This is a genomic window from Roseateles sp. P2_H4 (genome assembly GCF_056403315.1).
Genome location: NZ_JBFUFR010000049.1, coordinates 1 through 17,661 on the forward strand (window position 1 = coordinate 1; position 17,661 = coordinate 17,661).

Below are 17,661 nucleotides of genomic sequence, written 5' to 3' on the forward strand. Positions count from 1 at the left end.
CCGGGGCGTCGCGCCCGCGGTGCTGGTCCTGCACATRCCAGCCCTCGGGCGCCAGCGTGCCGGACAGCGCCGCATGCGAGGTGCCGGGCAGGTTCAGCAGCCAGCCGGCACCCGGGCGCAGCGTGTCGAAGGCGCGGCGCCGCTCGGCCGGGCGGGCGACCAGGCCGAGGGCGTCGCCATCGTTGTCGCTGGTGATCAGCAGGGCCGGCGGCACGGCGGCCTGCGCGTCCATCGCAGGCGGGCTGATCGCGATGACCGCCTGGGGCCGCCAGCCGGCGTCGTCGCGGCCGAGGTCCAGCGCCGTCTGCGCACCGATCTCATAGCCAGCCACGGCCGTGCGCTGCCAGTCCAGGGCCACGCCGAGGGTGGCCTGGCCGCGCAGCGCCGTGGCGAGGCGCTGCAGCGCCGCCAGGCGCTCGGCCCGCATCGCGTCGCCATAGTGCAGCAGGCCCAGCTCGCGGAATTCACCGCTGCGTGCCAGGCTGGAGCGCCAGGCGGCGGCATCCTCCTCCAGCGGCTGCACGGCCAGCACCGCATAGCCGGCCTGGGCCCAGGTGGCGGCCCAGCGCTGGCCGGTCTCGCCGCCCTGGCCGAGGCCCGGCAGATAGATGACGACGGGCAGTGGCCCCGCTGCACCGGCGCTGCGCGTCAGGGTCACGCGCCGGCCCTGCAGCTCGAAGCTGCTCAGCGACAGGTTCAGCTCGCGCGTGGCCGTCTCGGCCCAGGGCTTGGGCGCTGGCGGGCCGCCCGCGCAACCGGCCAGGGCGAGGGCACACAGGAGAAGCAGGCGGCGGTGGGGGCGTGGAAGGCTCATGAGCCGCAACGATAGCTGCGCCGCGTCGCTGCTTTGTTTCTCGTCAGCCTTCAGAAAAACCCGCCCTTAGACTTGCGCTCCATGAGTGCAGAAACGATCGCTTTCATCGGCGGCGGCAATATGGCCAGCGCCATCATCGGCGGGCTGCTGCGCGCCGGCATGAAGCCCGCCCAGTTCATCGTCGTCGAACCCTATGCGCCGCAACGCGAGAAGCTGGTCGGCGAGTTCGGCGTCGCGGCGCTGGCCGCGGGGGATGCGGGCCTGGGCCAGGCCGCCACCATCGTCTGGGCCGTCAAGCCCCAGCTCTTCGGCGCCGCCGCCGAGCCGATCAAGGCCTGGCTGGGCGGGGCCCTGCACCTGTCGGTCATGGCCGGCATCCGCTCGGAGTCCCTCGTGGCCGCCACCGGCAGCGAGCGCGTCGTGCGCTCCATGCCCAACACGCCCGCGCTGATCGGCAAGGGCATCGCCGGCCTGTTCGCACGCCCCGCGGTATCGGGCGAGGAGCGCGCCACCGTCGAGCGCCTGCTCAAGCCGACCGGCCAGACGCTGTGGGTCGAGCGCGAAGACGACCTCGATGCCGTGACCGCGCTGTCGGGCTCCGGCCCGGCCTATTTCTTCTTCTTCGTCGAGGCCATGATGACCGCGGCCGTCGACATGGGCCTCACGGCCGAGCAAGGCCGGCGCCTGGCGCTGGCGACCTGCGCCGGCGCGGCCGGCCTGGGCCTGGCCTCCGACGAGTCGCCGACGACGCTGCGCGAACGCGTGACGAGCAAGGGTGGCACGACGCATGCGGCCATCACATCGATGCAGGCGGATGCCGTTGACGCCGCGATCCGGCGCGCGGTGTTGGCCGCGCAGAAGCGCGCCGCCGAGCTGGGCCGTGAATTCGGCTGAATGGGCATCGCGACCAGAGAGAGCCTGCGCGACTGGCTGCGGGCGCCGGGCTCGTTGAGCCGCCGCCTGGCCCGCCTGGGTGAGCGCTTCGAGGTGCAGGTGCTGCGCCAGGGCGTCGCGCCGTTCCGGGCGCCGGAGCGTGCGGCCCTGGGCCTGCCGCCGCGCGGCCTGACCGTCGTGCGCGAGGTGATCCTGCGCGTCGACGGCGAGCCGCTGGTCTGGGCGCGCTCTGCCGTGCAMCAGCGCGCCACCACCGGCCCCTGGCGGGCGCTCAAGGGCCTGGGCACCAAGCCGCTGGCGCATCTGCTCTACGACGACTACCGCATCCACCGCAGCGAGCTGCAGCCACGCCGCCTGTCCCGCCACGGCCATGCGCGCCGCCATGCCGAGCGGCAGTGGCTGGCGGCCACCGGCGAGCCCATGTCGCCGCAAATGCTGTGGTCGCGCAACTCGGTGTTCAGCCGCAGCGGCGCCCAGCTGCGGGTGATGGAACTGTTCGATCCGGGTTTGGCCGGACAACGCCCCGGGCGGCGCGGCCGCTAGAGTCGCCAGCACAACACCGGGGGGCCCTTCATGCGCCGTTTCGTCTGCGCCGCCGTGCTGGCGTCGCTGAGCCTGTCCGCCCAGGCCTTCTGCGGCTTCTACGCCGGCAAGGCCGACGCCTCGCTGTTCAACGAGGCCAGCCAGGTCGTCATCGCCCGCGACGGCCCGCGCACCGTGCTGACCATGGTCAACGACTACAAGGGCGCACTGACCGAGTTTGCCCTCGTCGTGCCGACGCCCCAGGTCATCCGGGAGGGCCAGGTGAGGGTGGTGGACAAGGTGGTCGTCGAGCACCTGGACGCCTTCTCGGCGCCGCGGCTGGCGGAGTACCGCGATCCCGATCCCTGCCAGTTTCATTTCAGCTGGGGCGAGAAGATCTATCCGCCCATGCAGCCTATGCCCGTCATGGCAATGTCGGCCATGCCCGCTGCCGTCCGCGACGCCGCTCTCGGCGTCACCGTCGAGGCCGCCTACACGCTGGAGGAATACGACATCGTCAGCCTGTCGGCCACGCAGTCCGACGGCCTGGAAACCTGGCTGACCGAGAACGGCTACCGCATCCCCAAGGGCGCCAGCGCGGCGCTCAAGCCCTATATCAATCAGGGCATGAAGTTCTTCGTCGCCAAGGTCAACCTGAAGAACCAGGCCCAGACCGGCTACACCCTGCTGCGCCCGCTGCAGTTCGCCTTCGAGAGCGAGAAGTTCATGCTGCCGATGCGCCTGGGGCTGCTGAACGCGCCGCCCGACAAGCCGCAGGACCTCATCGTCTACACGCTGACACGCCAGGGCCGCGTCGAGAGCAGCAGCTACCGCACCGCCCGCCTGCCCACCGGCGTCAACATCCCCTTCTTCGCCAAGCCGGTGTTCAAGCAGGTCTACCAGGACATGTTCAGCGAGCAGGCGCGTCGCGAAGACTACCGGGTCGTCTTCACCGAATATTTCTGGAACATGGGTTTCTGCGACCCCTGCGCGGCCGATCCGCTGACGGTGGAGGAGCAGCGCAAGCTTGGCGCCTTCTGGGTCGGCGGCGGCGATCCGGTGCAGAACTTCAAGGCCCTGGTCACGCCGGGTGCGGAGGCCGGCAAGATGGACGCGGCGCTGATGAACCGCCGCGGCGGCTGGGGCGGCTCGCCCGTCATGGTCACGCGGCTGCATCTGCGCTACACGGCCAGCAGCTTCCCCGAGGACTTGATGCTGACGCAGACCTCCGACCAGCAGAACTGGCAGGTGCGCCAGGTCGTCCAGCAGCCTTATGAGGGCACGCTGGGCGCCTGCTTCGCCAGCCTCAACGGCCAGGACTGCACGGCGCTGTGCAAGCCCAAGGTCGCCAACTGGCTGCGCGACAAGGGCACAGGCCGCATCAAGCCCGGCGTGGATTCCAGCGACCCCACCGTGCTGCAGCGCGACTGCGAGTCGGTTTGCACCGCGGCCAAGCAGGCCGGCCTGCAGGCCGCCGGCAACTACTACCAGCGCGAACTGCCCGAGCGCCTGCAGCGCGAGAAGCTGGCGCTGGCCCAGCTGACCGGCTGGAGCCTGGCGCGCATCGACGCCCTGCCCGATGCGCAGCGCTACAGCAGCAGCCCGGCGCCCGCCGCCGAGAAGTCGTGGTGGCAGCGCCTCTTCGGCACGCGCTGATGCGCATCGACGCCCGCTGGCTGCAGATTGCCTTCCTGGCCAGCTTCCTGACGCTGGGCGCGTTGGCACGCGACTTCGCCATCGGCCCGGCCCAGGTCGTGCTCTGCTTTGGCGCCGCCCTGCTGGCCCAGGCCGCCTGGCAATGGGGCCTGGGCCTGCCGCAGCGCCGCCGCTGGGGCGGCTATCTGAGTGCCCTGGTCTCGTCCTTCGGCATCTGCATCCTGGTGCGTGCCGAGAACCTCTGGGCCCATCCGCTGCTGGCGGCCGTCGCGATGAGCAGCAAATACCTGCTGCGCGCCGGCCGCGGCGAGGTGCGCAGCCATGTCTTCAACCCCGCCAACCTGGCGGCCTTCGCCGCCTGGGCCTGGCTGCCCGGCGCGTGGCTGAGCCCGGGCCAGTGGGGCGCGCAGACGCTGGCGGCGCTGTGGTTCATCGCCCTCGGGTTGGTCGTCACGCGCCAGGCGCAGCGCTGGGATGTCAGCCTGGTCTTCCTGGCCAGCTGGGCGGCCCTGCTGGCCGGCCGCCTCGTCTGGCTGGGCTATGCCTGGGACCCGGGCGCGGCGATGTGGCTGCAGCAGATCGGCAATGGCGCCGTGCTGCTGTTCGCCTTCTTCATGATCTCCGACCCGATGACGACGCCGCAGCGCCGCAGTGCGCGCCTGGCCTATGCCGTCGCGGTGGCGGTGGGCGCCTTCAGCTGGCAATACCTGTGGTTCCGGCCGCATGGCCTCATCGTGGTGCTCTTCGTGGCCAGCCTGGGTGTGCCGCTGATCAACCACTTCTGGCCACAGCGCCGTTTTTCCTGGGGATCCACCCTAGGTGAAACCGCGCAGACGGCTGCTTAGCTGTCATTGAGCTGACGCGCTTTTGATGAAACTGTTTTCATGGCGTCATAAATTCGCACCGCGCCCATAAACCCCCATAAACTCAGTCCGTATCAGAGGGGCGTTAGTAGACCCACCGCGCAATGACGCAACAGGTGGGCTGATGACACTGGGGGCAGTGATGAATACGCGTGATGTGGTGATCTTCAGCGGCGAGCACTTTGTCGTGCCGCAATGCATTCAAAGAATCGACCATTTGTCGACCCATGGCTGGCAGCTGCGCTACGGCGGCACCAAGCTGTTCTCCGACCACAGCCAGGACGGCAGCGGTGCGCGGCGGGCGCTGGCCATGGCCACCAAGGAGCTGCTCAAGCGCATCGCGACGCTGCCGGCGCCTTCGCGCCTGCGCCGCACGCCCAGCCGCAAGAAGCAGAGCGACCTGCCCTCGGGCATCTCCGGCCCCATCGTGCGCCAGCGCGCCGGCAGCCGTGTCCGTGATTGCAGCTTCGCTGTGACCCTGCCCCGCTTCGGCGAGACGCCGCTGGCGCGCAGCGTCTACATCGGCACCGAGAACACCTACACGGTCGAGCGCTACCAGGAAGCCCTGGAGCGAGCCGTGGCTCTGCGCGAAAAGGCCGAAGCCGCCTACCAGCGCGCCGCGACCAAGGAGCGCCGCGCCCAGGCCCTGGTGCTGAAGGTGAAGATGACCGGCCTGCTCGCCAAGGCCTGACGAGTTATCTGAAACCTGATTGAACCGGCGCGAGCGCCGGCGGCGGACACAATCGGCGGCCTTGGCTATTCAGCCCCGCCGCCCATGTCCGCTGTCGCCTCTTTGCCTGACCGTGTCCTCGCCCTGCTGAACGCGCTGCGGCCCGCGCCGCAGGCCGTCAATGCGCGCGAGCGCCTGCGCGTCGTGCTCGGGGCCGGCCTTGGCCTGCTGCTGGCCGGCTTGTTGAGCCACCTGGCCATGGCGCCCGGCCTGCCCTGGCTGGTCGCGCCGCTGGGTGCCAGCGCCGTGCTCGTCTTCGGCGTGCCGGCCAGCCCGCTGGCCCAGCCCTGGGCCGTGCTTGGCGGCAATACGCTGTCGGCCCTGGTCGGCATCGCCTGCATGCTCTGGCTGCCGCTGCCGCCGCTGGGGGTGGCGGCCGTTGCCGTGGCGCTGGCCATCGCCGCGATGTTCTTGCTGCGCTGCCTGCATCCGCCCGGCGGCGCGGCCAGCCTGCTGATGGTGCTGACGGCCACCCACGACTGGCAGTTCGCCTTCGTGCCGGTGGCCTTGAACTCGCTGCTGCTGGTGCTGGCCGGCATGGTCTACAACACCCTCACCGGCCGCCGCTACCCGCATGCCCAGCATGTCACGGCGCCGCCGCCCGCCACCGGCGCCAACGTCGCGCCGCCGCGCTTTGGCGATGCCGAACTGGACGCCGTGCTGGCCCGCTACAACCAGGTGCTGGACGTGCCGCGCGACGACCTCGCCGACCTGCTGCACGAGGCCGAGCTGCTGAGCTATCGCAACCGCCTGGGTGGCCTGCGCTGCGCCGACATCATGTCCAGCCCCGTCGTCACGGTCGAGTTCGGCACGTCGCTGGCCGAGGCCTGGGCCTTGCTGCAGCAGCACCGCATCAAGGCCCTGCCGGTGGTGGACCGCGTGCAGCGCATCGTCGGCATCGTCACGCGGGCCGACTTCATGCGCGCGGCCGAAGGCCAGCAGCGCGAGGGCCTGGCCGGCCGGCTGCAGACGCTGCTGAAGCCGTCGCCCGCCACGCATTCCACCAAGCCCGAGGTGGTGGGCCAGATCATGAGCCGCCAGGTGCGCGTGGCCAGCGCCGAGCGCGCCATCGCCGAACTGGTGCCGCTGTTCTCGGCCACCGGCCATCACCACATTCCCATCGTCGGCGAGCAGGCAAGGCTCGTCGGCATCCTCACCCAATCCGACCTCGTGAAAGCCCTCAGCCATGGCCCATGACAACGACATCTTCCGCTGGGGCGTGATCGGCCCCGGCGGCATCGCCAACCGCTTTGCCGGCGCCCTCGCGGCCGTGCCCGGTGCCCGCCTCGCCGCCGTGTTCGCCCGCGACGCGGCCAAGGGTCAGGCCTATGCGACGCAGTGGCAGCGCGAAGGCGAGGCGCCCGCGCGGGTGACGACAGCGCTGCCAGACCTGCTGGCCGACCCGTCCATTGACGCCGTCTACATCGCCACGCCCCACTCCAACCATGGCGAATACATCCGCGCCGCGCTGGAAGCGGGCAAGGCCGTGCTGTGCGAGAAGCCGCTGGTGACGACGCGCGCCGAGGGGCAGAGCCTGATCGACCTGGCCCGCGCCCGCGGCGTGTTCCTGATGGAGGCGCTATGGACGCGTTTCCTGCCCGCCTATGACCTGGCCGGCCGCTGGCTGCGCGACGGCGCCATCGGCGAGCTGCGCGCGATGCAATCGAGCTTCTGCTTCGCGGCCAACTACGACCCCCTGCACCGCCAGTGGAACCCGGCGCTGGCCGGCGGCTCGCTGTGGGACATCGGCATCTACAACCTGGCCGTGACGCGCTGGGTGCTGCAGCAGATGAACGGTGGCGTCTGCCCCGAGCCGGAGTCCATCGACGTGCACGCCAAGCTGGCACCGACCGGCGTGGACGCGGCCGTCAACGTGACGCTGCACTTCCCCGGCGGCGTGACCTCGCAGTTCCGCTGCGGCTTCGACGCCGCCTCGGTGAATGCCTTCGAGGCCCTGGGCTCCAAGGCCGGTCTGCGCTTCCCGCTGGACTTCTGGCAGGCCGAGGCCGTCGAGCTCGTCACGCGCAAGGCACCGGCCGAGCGCGTCGAGGCGCCCTTCGTCATCAACGGCTTCGAGGGGGAGATCGCCGAGGCCCAGGCCTGCATCCGCCAGGGCCTGGTCGAGAGCCCGCGCATGCCGCACGCCGAGACGCTGGGCCTGCTGGGCTGGATGGACGCCATCCGTGCCCGCTTCCCCGGCGGCGTCAACCAGGCTTGAAGCCCTCTGCGATGGCTGGCGACGACGACGTCTTCCGCTGGGCCGTGATCGGCCCCGGCGGCATCGCCAACCACTTTGCCGCCGCCTTGGCCGCCGTGCCCGGCGCTCGCCTCGCCACCGTGTTCGCGCGCGACGCGGCCAAGGGCCGGGCCTATGCCGCGCAGTGGCAGCGCGAAGGCGAGGCGCCGGCGCGCGTGACAACGGTGCTGCCCGAGCTGCTGGACGACGCGTCCATAGCCGCCGTCTACATCGCCACGCCCCATGCCCACCACGGCGAATACATCCGCGCCGCGTTGCAGGCCGGCAAGGCCGTGCTGTGCGAAAAGCCGCTGGTGACGACGCGCGCCGAGGGTCAGGCCCTGGTGGACCTCGCGCGCCGGCAGGGCGTCTTCCTGATGGAGGCGCTGTGCACGCGTTTCCTGCCCGCCTATGACATCGCCGGTCGCTGGCTGCGCGAGGGGGCCATTGGCGAGCTGCGTGCCATGCAATCGAGCTTCTGCTTCGCGGCCGACTACGACCCTCGGCACCGGCTGTGGAACCCGGCGCTGGCCGGTGGCGCCCTGTGGGACATCGGCATCTACAACCTCGCCGTGACGCGCTGGGTGCTGCAGCAGATGAATGGCGGTGTCTGCCCCGAGCCCGAAGCCATGGACGTGCGGGCCAGGCTGGCGCCGACCGGCGTCGACGCGGCCGTCAACGTGACGCTGCACTTCCCCGGCGGCGTCACGTCGCAGTTCCGCTGCGGCTTCGACGCCGCGTCGGCGAATGCCTTCGAGGTGCTGGGCAGTCGGGCGGCGCTGCGCTTTCCGCGGGGTTTCTCGTCTGCCGAAGTGGTGGAACTCGACGCGCACCCGTCGCGGCCGGAGCGCGTCCACGCCCCCTTCGTCATCAACGGCTTCGAGGGCGAGATTGCCGAGGCTCAGAGCTGCATCCGTGCCGGCCTGCTGGAGAGCCCACGCATGCCGCACGAAGAGACGCTGGCCCTGCTGGGCTGGATGGATGCCATAAGAGCCCGTTTCCTGCAGGCGGCCTAACGTGCCACCAACAAGCGGTTGCTGCGCGCCGGGTGGCGTTGCAGCGTCATCGGTGCGCCGTCGCCGCGGACTGCGCTCTGGGCCCGCGCGCTGGTCGATGCCGGGCAGACGCCGGTATCGATGTGGCGCAGGGCCGCGGACAGCATGGCCTCGGACGTGTCACCCAGCGCGTGCAGCGTGTCATCGGCCACCTGGCAGCCCTTGACGAAGCGCGTGCCGGCCGTGCCGCTGGCGGTGGGCTCGAAGCCGTCGGCATAGTCGCCGAAGCCCTGCGCATTGACGCCGGCGAACTCGATGGGGAAATAGCTGATGCCGCAGTTGTCCCTGGCCGTGAAGCCATAGGGCTTGCCGCAGGTCTTGCCGCCGACCAGCACGACCTCCACGCCCACGCCGCGCAGGCCGTTGATGACGGCCTCGCTGGCCGAGCAGGTGCCCGACTGGGCCAGCACATAGATGCGCGTCAGGTTCAGCGCCGGCAGCGGCTGCTCCTGGGTGCAGCGGTTGCCGACGAGGATGCAGGAGGTGTTGAAGAAGGGTGTGGCCTCGTTCTCGCTGCTGCGCCTGGCGCTGAACTTCAGCGTCTCGAAGGCCTGGCCGGCGGTGCGCGTGGTGCCGGCGATCATGGTCGCCAGCTCGCTGGCGATGTAGAGATAGCCACCGCCGTTGTAGCGCAGGTCCAGCACCAGCTCGCGCAGGCCCTGGGCCTGGAAGCCCTGCATCGCCGTGATCAGCTGGCCTTCAGCGGGCGCGATGTGGTCGTTGAACAGCAGATAGCCGGCACGCGTGCCCTGCGGCGTGGTCACGACGCGGGTGATGGGCACCGGCGTCTTGGTGAGGGTCGCGCTGGTCAGGCCTTGCCTGAGGGTGGTACCGCCACGCGTGAAGACGAAGTCGTGCTGCGCATCGGCAAAGTCGGGAAAGAGGGCGGCGTTCAGCGCGTCGACACCGAATGCGTCGCCCACGTCGGCGCTGACGCTGTCCACGCTGACGAGCTGGTCGCCGCGCTTCAGGCCCGCGCGAGCGGCGGGGCTGCCGGGTTCGACATAGGCGATCTGGATCTGCCGCGGCGGCCGCGGGTTGGTCAGTTTCCACTCGATGCCATAGCCGGCCTCGATGGCGTTCTGGGCCAGCGCCGTCCATTGGGCGGTCGGATAGGTGAAGCTGAACCGGTCGCGCGGCTGGCCGGTGTCGGTGGTCTGGGTCGTCTTCAGTGCCTCGAAGTAGGCGTCCATGGCCGCATGGGCATCGGCGCCGCTGTAGGCCGGCTGCGCAGGATTCACCTGCGGAACCTGGTCGCGCCAGAGGTAGGCCTCGTCGAAGTAGGCGCGCAGCCATTTCTTCTCGGTCTCCAGCGTCGACGTGCGCAGACTGCCGGCCGCCAGCGTGTTGTTGGCCGCGCATTGCTGGGCGAAGCTGGCCGAGGGACCGGCGGGATCGGGGGAGGCGTTGCCGCTGCTGCCGGGGGCGCTGCCCGACGAACCTGAAGGGCCCGACGAACTCGGAGCGCCCGAGCCGGTTGCCGGCCCGAGGAGGGGCGTGCCCGCCTGCCCGCCACCGCCGCCGCAGGCTGCCAGCAGCAAAAGGACGGCCAACGCGGCGGCGCCGCGGAACGGATAGGACATGAACAAACTCCCTGAATGAACGCAAGCGGTCTTGGCCGCTTCGGGCCGGCAGTCTAGGGCCTAGGCAGCCCAGGCGGCCTAGCGCACGTAGCGCTTCTCGATGCGCGTGATGCTTCCGTCACGCTGCATGCTCGCCAGCCCCATGTCCATGGCAGCGAGCGCGGCCATGCTGCGCGGGCTGTTCTTGGAGAAGCCCATGAAGGTGGGCTCCGGGTTGAAGTGCTGCAGCGGCTGGCGGTCCAGCCGGCTGACGAGGCCGAGATGGCGCACCTCCCACAAGCCCACCAGCGCCGTCACGATGACGACGTCGGCGCGTTCGCGCTCCACCAGTTGTACTGCGGTGCTGACGTCGCGCGCGTACTCCACGTGGCCGTCCACCTGCTCGAGCACCGCTTTCGGATAGATGTAACCCGCACTGACCGCCAGCCTCAGGCCGCGCAGGTCCTGCAGCCGTTCCAGCTTCAGGCCCGAGCCGCTGCGCGTGTAGAAGTGATAGTTCTTGCCGGCCCGGTAGCTGACGCTCCAGCGCAGGAAGCGGTCACGCTCGGTGCTGTAGTTCACCGTCGTCGTGAAGTCCGCCGTGCCGCGCTCCAGCATGAAGAGAGCGCGCTTCCAGGGCACCCACTGGATCTCGATGGCGCCGGCATGGCCACCGCGCTTCAAGGCCTCGCGGGCGATCTCGATGTCGATGCCTTCGCCGCTGGCATGGCCCTGGGGGTTCACCAGCGGCGGGTAGACGGCGTTGACCAGCACCAGCGTGCCGCCGGCCGGTGCGGACGCGGGGGCTTCAGCGCGCGCCCAGCCCGGCGCCAGCGCGGCGGCACCCAGGGTCAGGAGGCGGCGCCGGGTGTCCATGATCAGCGCAGGGCCAGATCCACGACGGTGCCGGCAAAGACGGCGAAGCCCAGCCAGTGGTTGGAGCGGAAGGCGGTGAAGCAGCCCGCGCGGCTGCGCCGGCGGATCAGCGTGTAGTGCCAGGCCGCCTGGGCCGCGGCCACCGCGACGCCGAGCAGGAACCAGCGACCCAGGCCCAGGCGCAGGCCCAGGCCGGCCCACATCGCGAGGTAGGCGGCGTAGAAAATCATGATGCCGGGCACATCCCAGCGGCCCAGCGCGATGGCCGAGGAGCGCAGGCCGATCTTCAGGTCGTCGTCGCGATCCACCATGGCGTACTCGGTGTCATAGGCCAGTACCCAGAACAGGTTGGCGATGAGCAGGGCCCAGGCCGACAGCGGCACCGCGTGCAGGTTCCACTCCATGCCGCCCAGGGCCGCGGCAAAGGCCATCGGGATGCCGAAGGAGAAGGCGACGCCCAGCACCGCCTGGGGCATGGCCAGCACGCGCTTGGCAAAGGGGTAGGCAATGGCCACGGCCAGGGCCGCGAAGCTCAGCAGGATGGCTGGCGGGTTGGTGGTCAGCACCAGGCCGAAGGACACGAGCGACAGCACGGCGCCGAGGATCAAAGCTGCCTTCACCGACACCGCGCCCGTCGTCACGGGGCGGCCGGCCGTGCGCTGCACGTGGCGGTCGAAGTCGCGGTCGGCCACATCGTTGACGCAGCAGCCGGCCGAGCGCATCAGCACCGTGCCCAGCGTGAACACGGCCAGCAGATGCCAGCCCGGCCAGCCGTCCGCAGCGATCCACAGCGCCGACAGCGTCGGCCACAGCAGCAGCAGCCAGCCGGCGGGGCGGTCCCAGCGGATCAGCTGCAGATAGAGCGCGAGCCGCGAGGGCGGCCTGGCGGCGGGGGCGATGGTGGACATGGCGACATTTTCACGCGATGCGGGGGTCGCGCACGAATCCCCACGGGGGCATAGTCCTACCGCCTGCCCTGGCTGTCTCGCGTTGATTTGAAATGAAGGCTGAAGGACGTCCACTGAACAGGAGCCGCCGATGAGCATCTCCACCCGTGACCTCGTGCTGCTGCACTGGCAGCTCGCCAACGCCCAGGACTGGACGGCCCTGGGCGGTTTGCTGCACCCCGATCTGCTCTACGAGGCCCCGCAAAGCCGCGAGCGCATCCGCAGCGCGCTGGGCTATGTGGACTTCTTCGCCACCTGGCCCCAACCTTGGCGGGTCGAGGTGCTGAGGTGCATCGCCGACGACAGCAGCGCGATGACCCAGATCAGCTTCATCAGCAGTGCGCCGCCCATGATGGGCCTGACCCTGTTCGACGTGAAGGACGGCCTCATCCTGCGCGTGACCGACTACTGGCCTGACCCCTATGAGCCGGGGCCGCGGGCGTCGGCGCATGTGGAGCGGTATTGATGGTCATGAGCCGGGCGGCGGCAGCGCTGTTTTTCTGGGTCTCACTGGCGGCCTGGGCCGCGCCGGCGCCGCTGCCCAAGGAGGTCCAGACCTTCGTCGACGCTCGCGAGGCCTGTGACCACTACCGCGGCCAGCGCGGGTTCGACGCCGAGCGCCAGAAGGACATCGACTGGTCGGTCTGCCAGAGCTGCCCCGGCACCGACGCCGAGCTGGCCCGGCTGAAGCAGAAATACAAAGGCAACGCCCGCGTGACGGAGGCCCTGGCGGGGTTCGAGCCGCGCGTCGAACCCGAGGACAAGGCCGCACAGGCCAAGTTCTGCCAGGCCACGCGCAAGCCGGCCGGGGTGCGCTGAGCGCGCCACGGCCTACGCTCGTCCCAGCATGTAGAGCGCTACTGACCGCCGATGCCCATCACCCCTTTCCATTTCGGCCCCGGCGCCGCGCTGCAGGCCATCGCGCCGCGGCAGGTCAGCTTTCTTGCCTTTTGCGCGGCCAATGTCTTCATCGACGTGGAGTCCCTCTACAACCTGGTCCACCATCGCGAGCCGGTGCATGCCTTCCTGCACACTTATGTCGGCGCGACCTTGGTCTGGCTCGGGCTGACCGCGCTGTTCTGGCTGGCGCTGCGTCTGCCCCCCATCGCGACCCGGCTGCGATTGACGCTGCGCCAGGTCGCTCTCGGCGCGCTGCTCGGCGCCTGGTCGCATGTGCTGCTGGACAGCGTCATGCATGCCGACATCCAGCCCTTGCAGCCGTTTTCGGCCGCCAACGGCCTGCACCGCATCGTGTCCCTGTCGGCGCTGCACTGGGGTTGCGTCGCGGCAGGTGCGCTTGCGTTGCTGATCATCGGCGTCAGGCAGCTGCTGGCTGCGCGGCGCTGACGCATTTCCCAATTCCCTGGCCGACGCACGGCCATCCGAGGCGCCCCTAAAGTCGCCCGACTCCGTTCGCCCCTGACCCCACCATGACCGACCTCAGCCACTTCCCCATCACCAAGAAATGGCCCGCGGCCCACCCGGGCCGCCTGCAGCTCTATTCCCTGCCCACGCCCAACGGCGTCAAGGTCGCCATCGCGCTGGAGGAAATCGGCCTGGCCTATGAGCCCCATCTGGTGAAGTTCGACACCAACGACCAGCTCAGCGCCGAGTTCCTGTCGCTGAATCCGAACAACAAGATCCCGGCCATCATCGACCCCAACGGTCCGGGCGGTCAGCCGCTGCCGCTGTTCGAGAGCGGCGCCATCCTGATCTACCTGGCCGACAAGACCGGCCAGCTGCTGCCCAAGGACGCGGCCCGCCGCTATGAAGCCATCCAGTGGCTGATGTTCCAGATGGGCGGCGTCGGGCCGATGTTTGGCCAGGTCGGCTTCTTCCACAAGTTCGCCGGCAAGGACTACGAGGACAAGCGCCCGCGCGACCGCTACATCGCCGAGTCCAGGCGCCTGCTCAACGTGCTGAATGTGCAGCTGAAGGGCCGCGACTGGCTGGTCGGTGACGAGTACACCATCGCCGACATTGCCACCTGGCCCTGGGTCAACAACCTGATCGGGTTCTATGGCGCGCGCGACCTCGTCGGCTATGACGATTTCAAGGAAGTCGACCGCGTGCTGCAGGCCTTCCTGGCCCGACCGGCCGTCCAGCGCGGGCTGAAGATCCCAGCCCGCGACTGAACGGTCAGTGCACCTCGCCCGTCACCACACGGGCACGTTGCAGCGAGTCGGCCACGATGCGCGCAGCGGTTTGCGCCAATGCCGGTGTGTGGTCAGCCATGACCTGCATGCGCAGCCGGGCGCTGTTCAGCGACACGGCCGGGTACTCGACGAGGTTGGCCAGCAGGCCGGCCTCGGCCATCTCGCGGCTGGCCACGCGGGCCGTCGCGTCATGCCCCAGCATGACGGGCACGATGGGCGAGGGATGGCCCAGCACGACGATGCCCTGTTCGGTCAGCGCGCCGCGCAGGCCGACGATGGCGCGCATCAGCCGCCCGCGCCGGTCCACGCCCTCGCTGGAGCGCACGATGCCCACGCAGGCGCGGATGATGGCCACCTGCACCGGCGACAGCGCGTTGGAGAAGGTGTTGGGCGCGGCATAGAAGCGCAGGTACTCCTTGATCGCGCGGTCGTGGCTGGCCACGAAGCCGCCGTTGGACGCGAAGGTCTTGGAGAAGGAACCCATCACCAGGTCGACCTTGCCGAGCATGCCCTGCATCTCGAGCTGGCCGCCGCCGCTGGCGCCCATGCAGCCCAGGTCATGCGCCACGTCCACCATCAGCAGGGCCCCGTACTCGTGCGCCAGGGCCTGCAGGCGCGCGATGTCCGGCGAGTCGGCGTCCATCGAGAAGCAGCCCTCGGTGACGACGAGGATGCCGTTGTGCGGGTCGCGCTGGCGCACCCGCTTGAGCAGGCGCTCGACGTGGTCGACATCCAGATGGCGATGCAGGTGGACGTTGGGCGTCGACGCCCGCGCGCCCTCGTGCAGGCAGTTGTGGGCCAGCTGGTCGATGATGATGTGATCGGCCTCGCGCACCAGGCCCTTGATGGCGCCGAAACCCGCGGCCCAGCCGGTCGGGAACAGCAGCACCTCGGGCGTGCGCAGCAGCTCGCCCAGCTCGGCCTCCAGCGCGACGGCTTCCTCGACATTGCCGGCCAGTGCCGTGGAGCCGGCGCTGTGCACGCCGTAGCGCTCCATCGCCGTCTGGGCCGCCGCGCAGATCTTGGGGTGGCGGGCCAGCGACAGGTATTCCTGCGACGAGAAGTTCAGCCCCGCATGGCGCCTGCCGTCCAGCAGCGTCAGCTCGGCGGTGGCGCCAGGCCGGCCGCCCAGGCGCTTGGCATAGGGAAAGACGCCGTGCGCCACACGGTTGCTCGCCCAGGCATGGAAGGCCTGGGCCTTGGCGGCCAGGCTGACGCCGGGCTGCGTCAGGTAGTCGAAGGACGAACCTCGCAGTTCGGCCCCGTCGTTGCTGGAGTCCTCCTCCCTCGCCGTGGTTTCCACGACCCGTTCCATCAATTCGTCCATAGCGGCCCCCCGAGAAAAGCTGGTTGTGTTGTGTGATGGACTGTGCGCACGGTCGGTGCGGTTGACATCCGCACTTCTGTCGAATTCGCCATCGGGAGCTGCAACTCGGGACCGCGCGTCAGGCCATCGTGAGCGTGCGACTCTAGGGAGAAGGCTTTTGCTCGACCTCACCCATTTGGATGAGTCGCGCACGATGCCCCCTGGAGAGGGGGTAGTTGGCAAGGCCTGGCCCCGCGGCCTTCAGTCCCGTGCCAGGAAATAGGCGGGGCTGCCCAGCAGCAGCGAGACGAGGTCGGCCTGGCGGCTGGTGCCGGTCTTGGTGAAGACGCTTTTCAACTGCGTCCTGATCGTGTTGATGGAGGTTCCGCGCTCGGCGGCCAGCTCGTCCAGGGTGCGGCCTGAGCACAGGGCGGCGGCCACCTCGGCCTCCCGCTGGCTGAGGCCGAACAACTGGCGCACCGTGTCCACCGTGACGCTGGGCGTGGCCTCGGGGTCGAAGACGAACAGCAGCGCCGCGCCCTGCAGGCGTGCCTCGTCCTTGAGCCGCATCGGCGTCAGCATCAGCACCAGCGGCACCTGGCCGCGCCGTGGCAGGGACACGACGCTGCTCAACGCCGACGCCTGGCCCTGGCTGGCGCGCAGGACCTTGGTCAGCTCGAGGTTGAGATTGCGCGTCGCCTCGGCATCCCGGGTCACCAGGTGCCCATGCTGCACCCAGAGCGCCCGCCGGCTCGCGAGCAGGGCGTCGGCGCTGCGATTGCTGTGGGCCAGGCGGCCGAACTCGTCGAACAGCAGCGTCGGCATGGCCAGCACGTCGAGGCTGCTGGCCAGCAGGTTCTGGCCCAGCTGCATGTCGGTGAAGCGCTGCCGCATCTGGAAGGCACGCTGCATATGCGGCACCAGGCGGTCGAACACCTCGATCTCGTCCCGGCTGAACGGCGGCTGGCTCGGTGCGCGCTGCAGGAACATCTGGGTCAGCCAGGGGCCCTCGCGCAGGATGTTGCTCGCCGCGGCATAGGCGACGCCTTGCGGCACTATCCATTCGCGGTAGAAGCGCGACTCCGGAAAGCGCTCGGGGTGGGGAATGTCCAGGTTGCTGGCGTAGAAGGCGGCGATGGGCAGTTGGGCCATCCGCAGCGACAGCAGGTCCTCGGGCGCGTATTCGAGGGCATAGCTGTCCAGCCAGCGGCGGTCGAAACCGTGGGTCCACAGGAAGCGGGCCTCCTGCGTCTCGGCGTGGCGGACGAAGACGAGGACGGCCTTGAGATTGAAGGACTGGCAACAGGCCTCGATGAAGGGCTGGAAGCCCTCGGGCGCCAGCACGGCTTCATAGAGAAGGCCGAGCAGCCGGTCGAAGCCGGCCAGCGAGGTGTCTGCCGAAGTGTTGGCTTTCATCGAAGCGGACCGTTCTTTGTCGGTTTGCCAGGACATGCCGGGCTGACGGTCCGTTGGCAACGGCGTCGCCGGCATGCGCCCCCCTGGCTCCCTCCCCATGGGCGGCCGCATGGTAGGCAGCGTGCCGCTGCCTGTGATCATCATTTCTGGTGATCCAGGCCCGCGACCCCCTTCAAAGGGGGCGTCGGGCCCGCCGCTGGGTCGCCACGGACTTGACGAGGGTCTGCAACGGTGGCGCGGCGGCGAAGTCGGGCTCGTGCGGGGCCAGGGCCAGGTCCAGCAGGCGGCGCACGGCGGGGCGGTCGAGGTCGGCGGGCGACTGCAGGCGGATGCTGCGCACCCTGACGCCCTCGCCCTGGAGCAAGCCTTCGGGATCGGGCAGGCCCTTGCCGTACAGAAAGAACAGGGTCACCCAGCGCGGGTAGCCGGCGATGGACACCAGGCAGGCCGAGGCCTTGTCGGCCCAGGCATAGCCGATGGCCAGCGCGTTGTAGTTGTCGTAGACGAGCTCGAAGCCCTTGGGGACGCGCGCGCAGAGCTTGCGCCGGCAGGCCGTGATCGCCTCCGCCATCTCGGGCGTGTAGCGGGCGATGAGGTCGGCGACCTGGCGGGCGGTGGCGTCGGGCAT

At 69.9% G+C, this 17,661-nt stretch carries 19 protein-coding genes; 12 read left to right on the top strand and 7 right to left on the bottom strand.

Annotated features, from left to right (window positions below):
* Positions 1-814: alpha/beta hydrolase (locus AC1DW3_RS26525; protein WP_477936546.1), on the bottom strand; the 814-nt coding region annotated here is incomplete at its 3' end.
* A gap of 81 nt (positions 815-895) precedes the next feature.
* On the opposite strand from AC1DW3_RS26525, the gene proC reads away from it, so the two are divergent.
* The 8 genes from proC (at position 896) to AC1DW3_RS26565 (ending at position 8,731) form a co-directional block, all read left to right on the top strand.
* The gene (gene proC, locus AC1DW3_RS26530; protein WP_477936548.1) at positions 896-1,708 is read left to right on the top strand and encodes a pyrroline-5-carboxylate reductase; all 813 of its coding nucleotides are present in this window, start codon (positions 896-898) and stop codon (positions 1,706-1,708) included.
* Entirely contained in the window at positions 1,709-2,251 is a 543-nt protein-coding gene (locus AC1DW3_RS26535; RefSeq protein WP_477936550.1) for a chorismate--pyruvate lyase family protein, read from the top strand.
* A gap of 30 nt (positions 2,252-2,281) precedes the next feature.
* Positions 2,282-3,886 carry a DUF2330 domain-containing protein gene (locus AC1DW3_RS26540; protein ID WP_477936552.1) on the top strand — a complete coding sequence of 535 codons (1,605 nt, stop codon included), beginning with the start codon at positions 2,282-2,284 and terminating at the stop codon, positions 3,884-3,886.
* On the top strand, positions 3,886-4,731 hold the full coding sequence (locus AC1DW3_RS26545) for an RnfABCDGE type electron transport complex subunit D (protein WP_477936554.1): 846 nt from the start codon (positions 3,886-3,888) through the stop codon (positions 4,729-4,731). The genes AC1DW3_RS26540 and AC1DW3_RS26545 overlap by 1 nt, the downstream gene beginning before the upstream one ends.
* Positions 4,732-4,891: 160 nt before the next feature.
* The gene (locus AC1DW3_RS26550; RefSeq protein WP_477936556.1) at positions 4,892-5,440 is read left to right on the top strand and encodes a hypothetical protein; all 549 of its coding nucleotides are present in this window, start codon (positions 4,892-4,894) and stop codon (positions 5,438-5,440) included.
* An 84-nt stretch (positions 5,441-5,524) separates the two neighbouring features.
* Entirely contained in the window at positions 5,525-6,676 is a 1,152-nt protein-coding gene (locus AC1DW3_RS26555) for an HPP family protein (RefSeq protein ID WP_477936558.1), read from the top strand.
* Positions 6,666-7,697: a Gfo/Idh/MocA family protein gene (locus tag AC1DW3_RS26560; protein WP_477936560.1), complete on the top strand. Its 1,032-nt coding sequence runs from the start codon at positions 6,666-6,668 to the stop codon at positions 7,695-7,697. The genes AC1DW3_RS26555 and AC1DW3_RS26560 overlap by 11 nt, the downstream gene beginning before the upstream one ends.
* Positions 7,698-7,708: 11 nt before the next feature.
* A complete protein-coding gene (locus tag AC1DW3_RS26565; protein ID WP_477936562.1) occupies positions 7,709-8,731 on the top strand; it encodes a Gfo/Idh/MocA family protein in 1,023 nt (340 codons plus the stop codon).
* Here AC1DW3_RS26565 and AC1DW3_RS26570 read toward each other — a convergent pair.
* The 3 genes from AC1DW3_RS26570 to ubiA all read right to left on the bottom strand — a co-directional run bounded on the left by AC1DW3_RS26570 (position 8,728) and on the right by ubiA (position 12,116).
* Positions 8,728-10,353: a S41 family peptidase gene (locus AC1DW3_RS26570; protein ID WP_477936564.1), complete on the bottom strand. Its 1,626-nt coding sequence runs from the start codon at positions 10,351-10,353 to the stop codon at positions 8,728-8,730. The two genes, AC1DW3_RS26565 and AC1DW3_RS26570, sit on opposite strands and share 4 nt — an antisense overlap.
* Positions 10,354-10,431: 78 nt before the next feature.
* Positions 10,432-11,208 carry a substrate-binding periplasmic protein gene (locus tag AC1DW3_RS26575; RefSeq protein WP_477936566.1) on the bottom strand — a complete coding sequence of 259 codons (777 nt, stop codon included), beginning with the start codon at positions 11,206-11,208 and terminating at the stop codon, positions 10,432-10,434.
* Between the two features lie 2 nt (positions 11,209-11,210).
* Positions 11,211-12,116: a 4-hydroxybenzoate octaprenyltransferase gene (ubiA, locus tag AC1DW3_RS26580; RefSeq protein WP_477936568.1), complete on the bottom strand. Its 906-nt coding sequence runs from the start codon at positions 12,114-12,116 to the stop codon at positions 11,211-11,213.
* Positions 12,117-12,246: 130 nt separating this feature from the next.
* Between ubiA and AC1DW3_RS26585 the strand changes: the two genes are divergently transcribed.
* The 4 genes from AC1DW3_RS26585 to AC1DW3_RS26600 all read left to right on the top strand — a co-directional run bounded on the left by AC1DW3_RS26585 (position 12,247) and on the right by AC1DW3_RS26600 (position 14,290).
* A complete protein-coding gene (locus tag AC1DW3_RS26585; RefSeq protein ID WP_477936569.1) occupies positions 12,247-12,621 on the top strand; it encodes a nuclear transport factor 2 family protein in 375 nt (124 codons plus the stop codon).
* Entirely contained in the window at positions 12,621-12,974 is a 354-nt protein-coding gene (locus AC1DW3_RS26590) for a hypothetical protein (RefSeq protein ID WP_477936571.1), read from the top strand. The genes AC1DW3_RS26585 and AC1DW3_RS26590 overlap by 1 nt, the downstream gene beginning before the upstream one ends.
* Before the next feature lie 51 nt (positions 12,975-13,025).
* Complete coding sequence (locus AC1DW3_RS26595) at positions 13,026-13,502, top strand: hypothetical protein (protein ID WP_477936573.1); 477 nt, start codon at positions 13,026-13,028, stop codon at positions 13,500-13,502.
* 83 nt (positions 13,503-13,585) lie between these two features.
* Positions 13,586-14,290, top strand: a complete 705-nt coding sequence (locus AC1DW3_RS26600; protein ID WP_477936575.1) for a glutathione S-transferase N-terminal domain-containing protein — start codon at positions 13,586-13,588, stop codon at positions 14,288-14,290.
* A gap of 4 nt (positions 14,291-14,294) precedes the next feature.
* On the opposite strand, the gene AC1DW3_RS26605 is transcribed toward AC1DW3_RS26600, so the two are convergent.
* The 3 genes from AC1DW3_RS26605 to AC1DW3_RS26615 all read right to left on the bottom strand — a co-directional run bounded on the left by AC1DW3_RS26605 (position 14,295) and on the right by AC1DW3_RS26615 (position 17,661).
* The gene (locus tag AC1DW3_RS26605; RefSeq protein ID WP_477936577.1) at positions 14,295-15,638 is read right to left on the bottom strand and encodes an aminotransferase class I/II-fold pyridoxal phosphate-dependent enzyme; all 1,344 of its coding nucleotides are present in this window, start codon (positions 15,636-15,638) and stop codon (positions 14,295-14,297) included.
* A 240-nt stretch (positions 15,639-15,878) separates the two neighbouring features.
* Positions 15,879-17,033: a helix-turn-helix transcriptional regulator gene (locus tag AC1DW3_RS26610; RefSeq protein WP_477936579.1), complete on the bottom strand. Its 1,155-nt coding sequence runs from the start codon at positions 17,031-17,033 to the stop codon at positions 15,879-15,881.
* Positions 17,034-17,205: 172 nt separating this feature from the next.
* A complete protein-coding gene (locus tag AC1DW3_RS26615; protein ID WP_477936581.1) occupies positions 17,206-17,661 on the bottom strand; it encodes a hypothetical protein in 456 nt (151 codons plus the stop codon).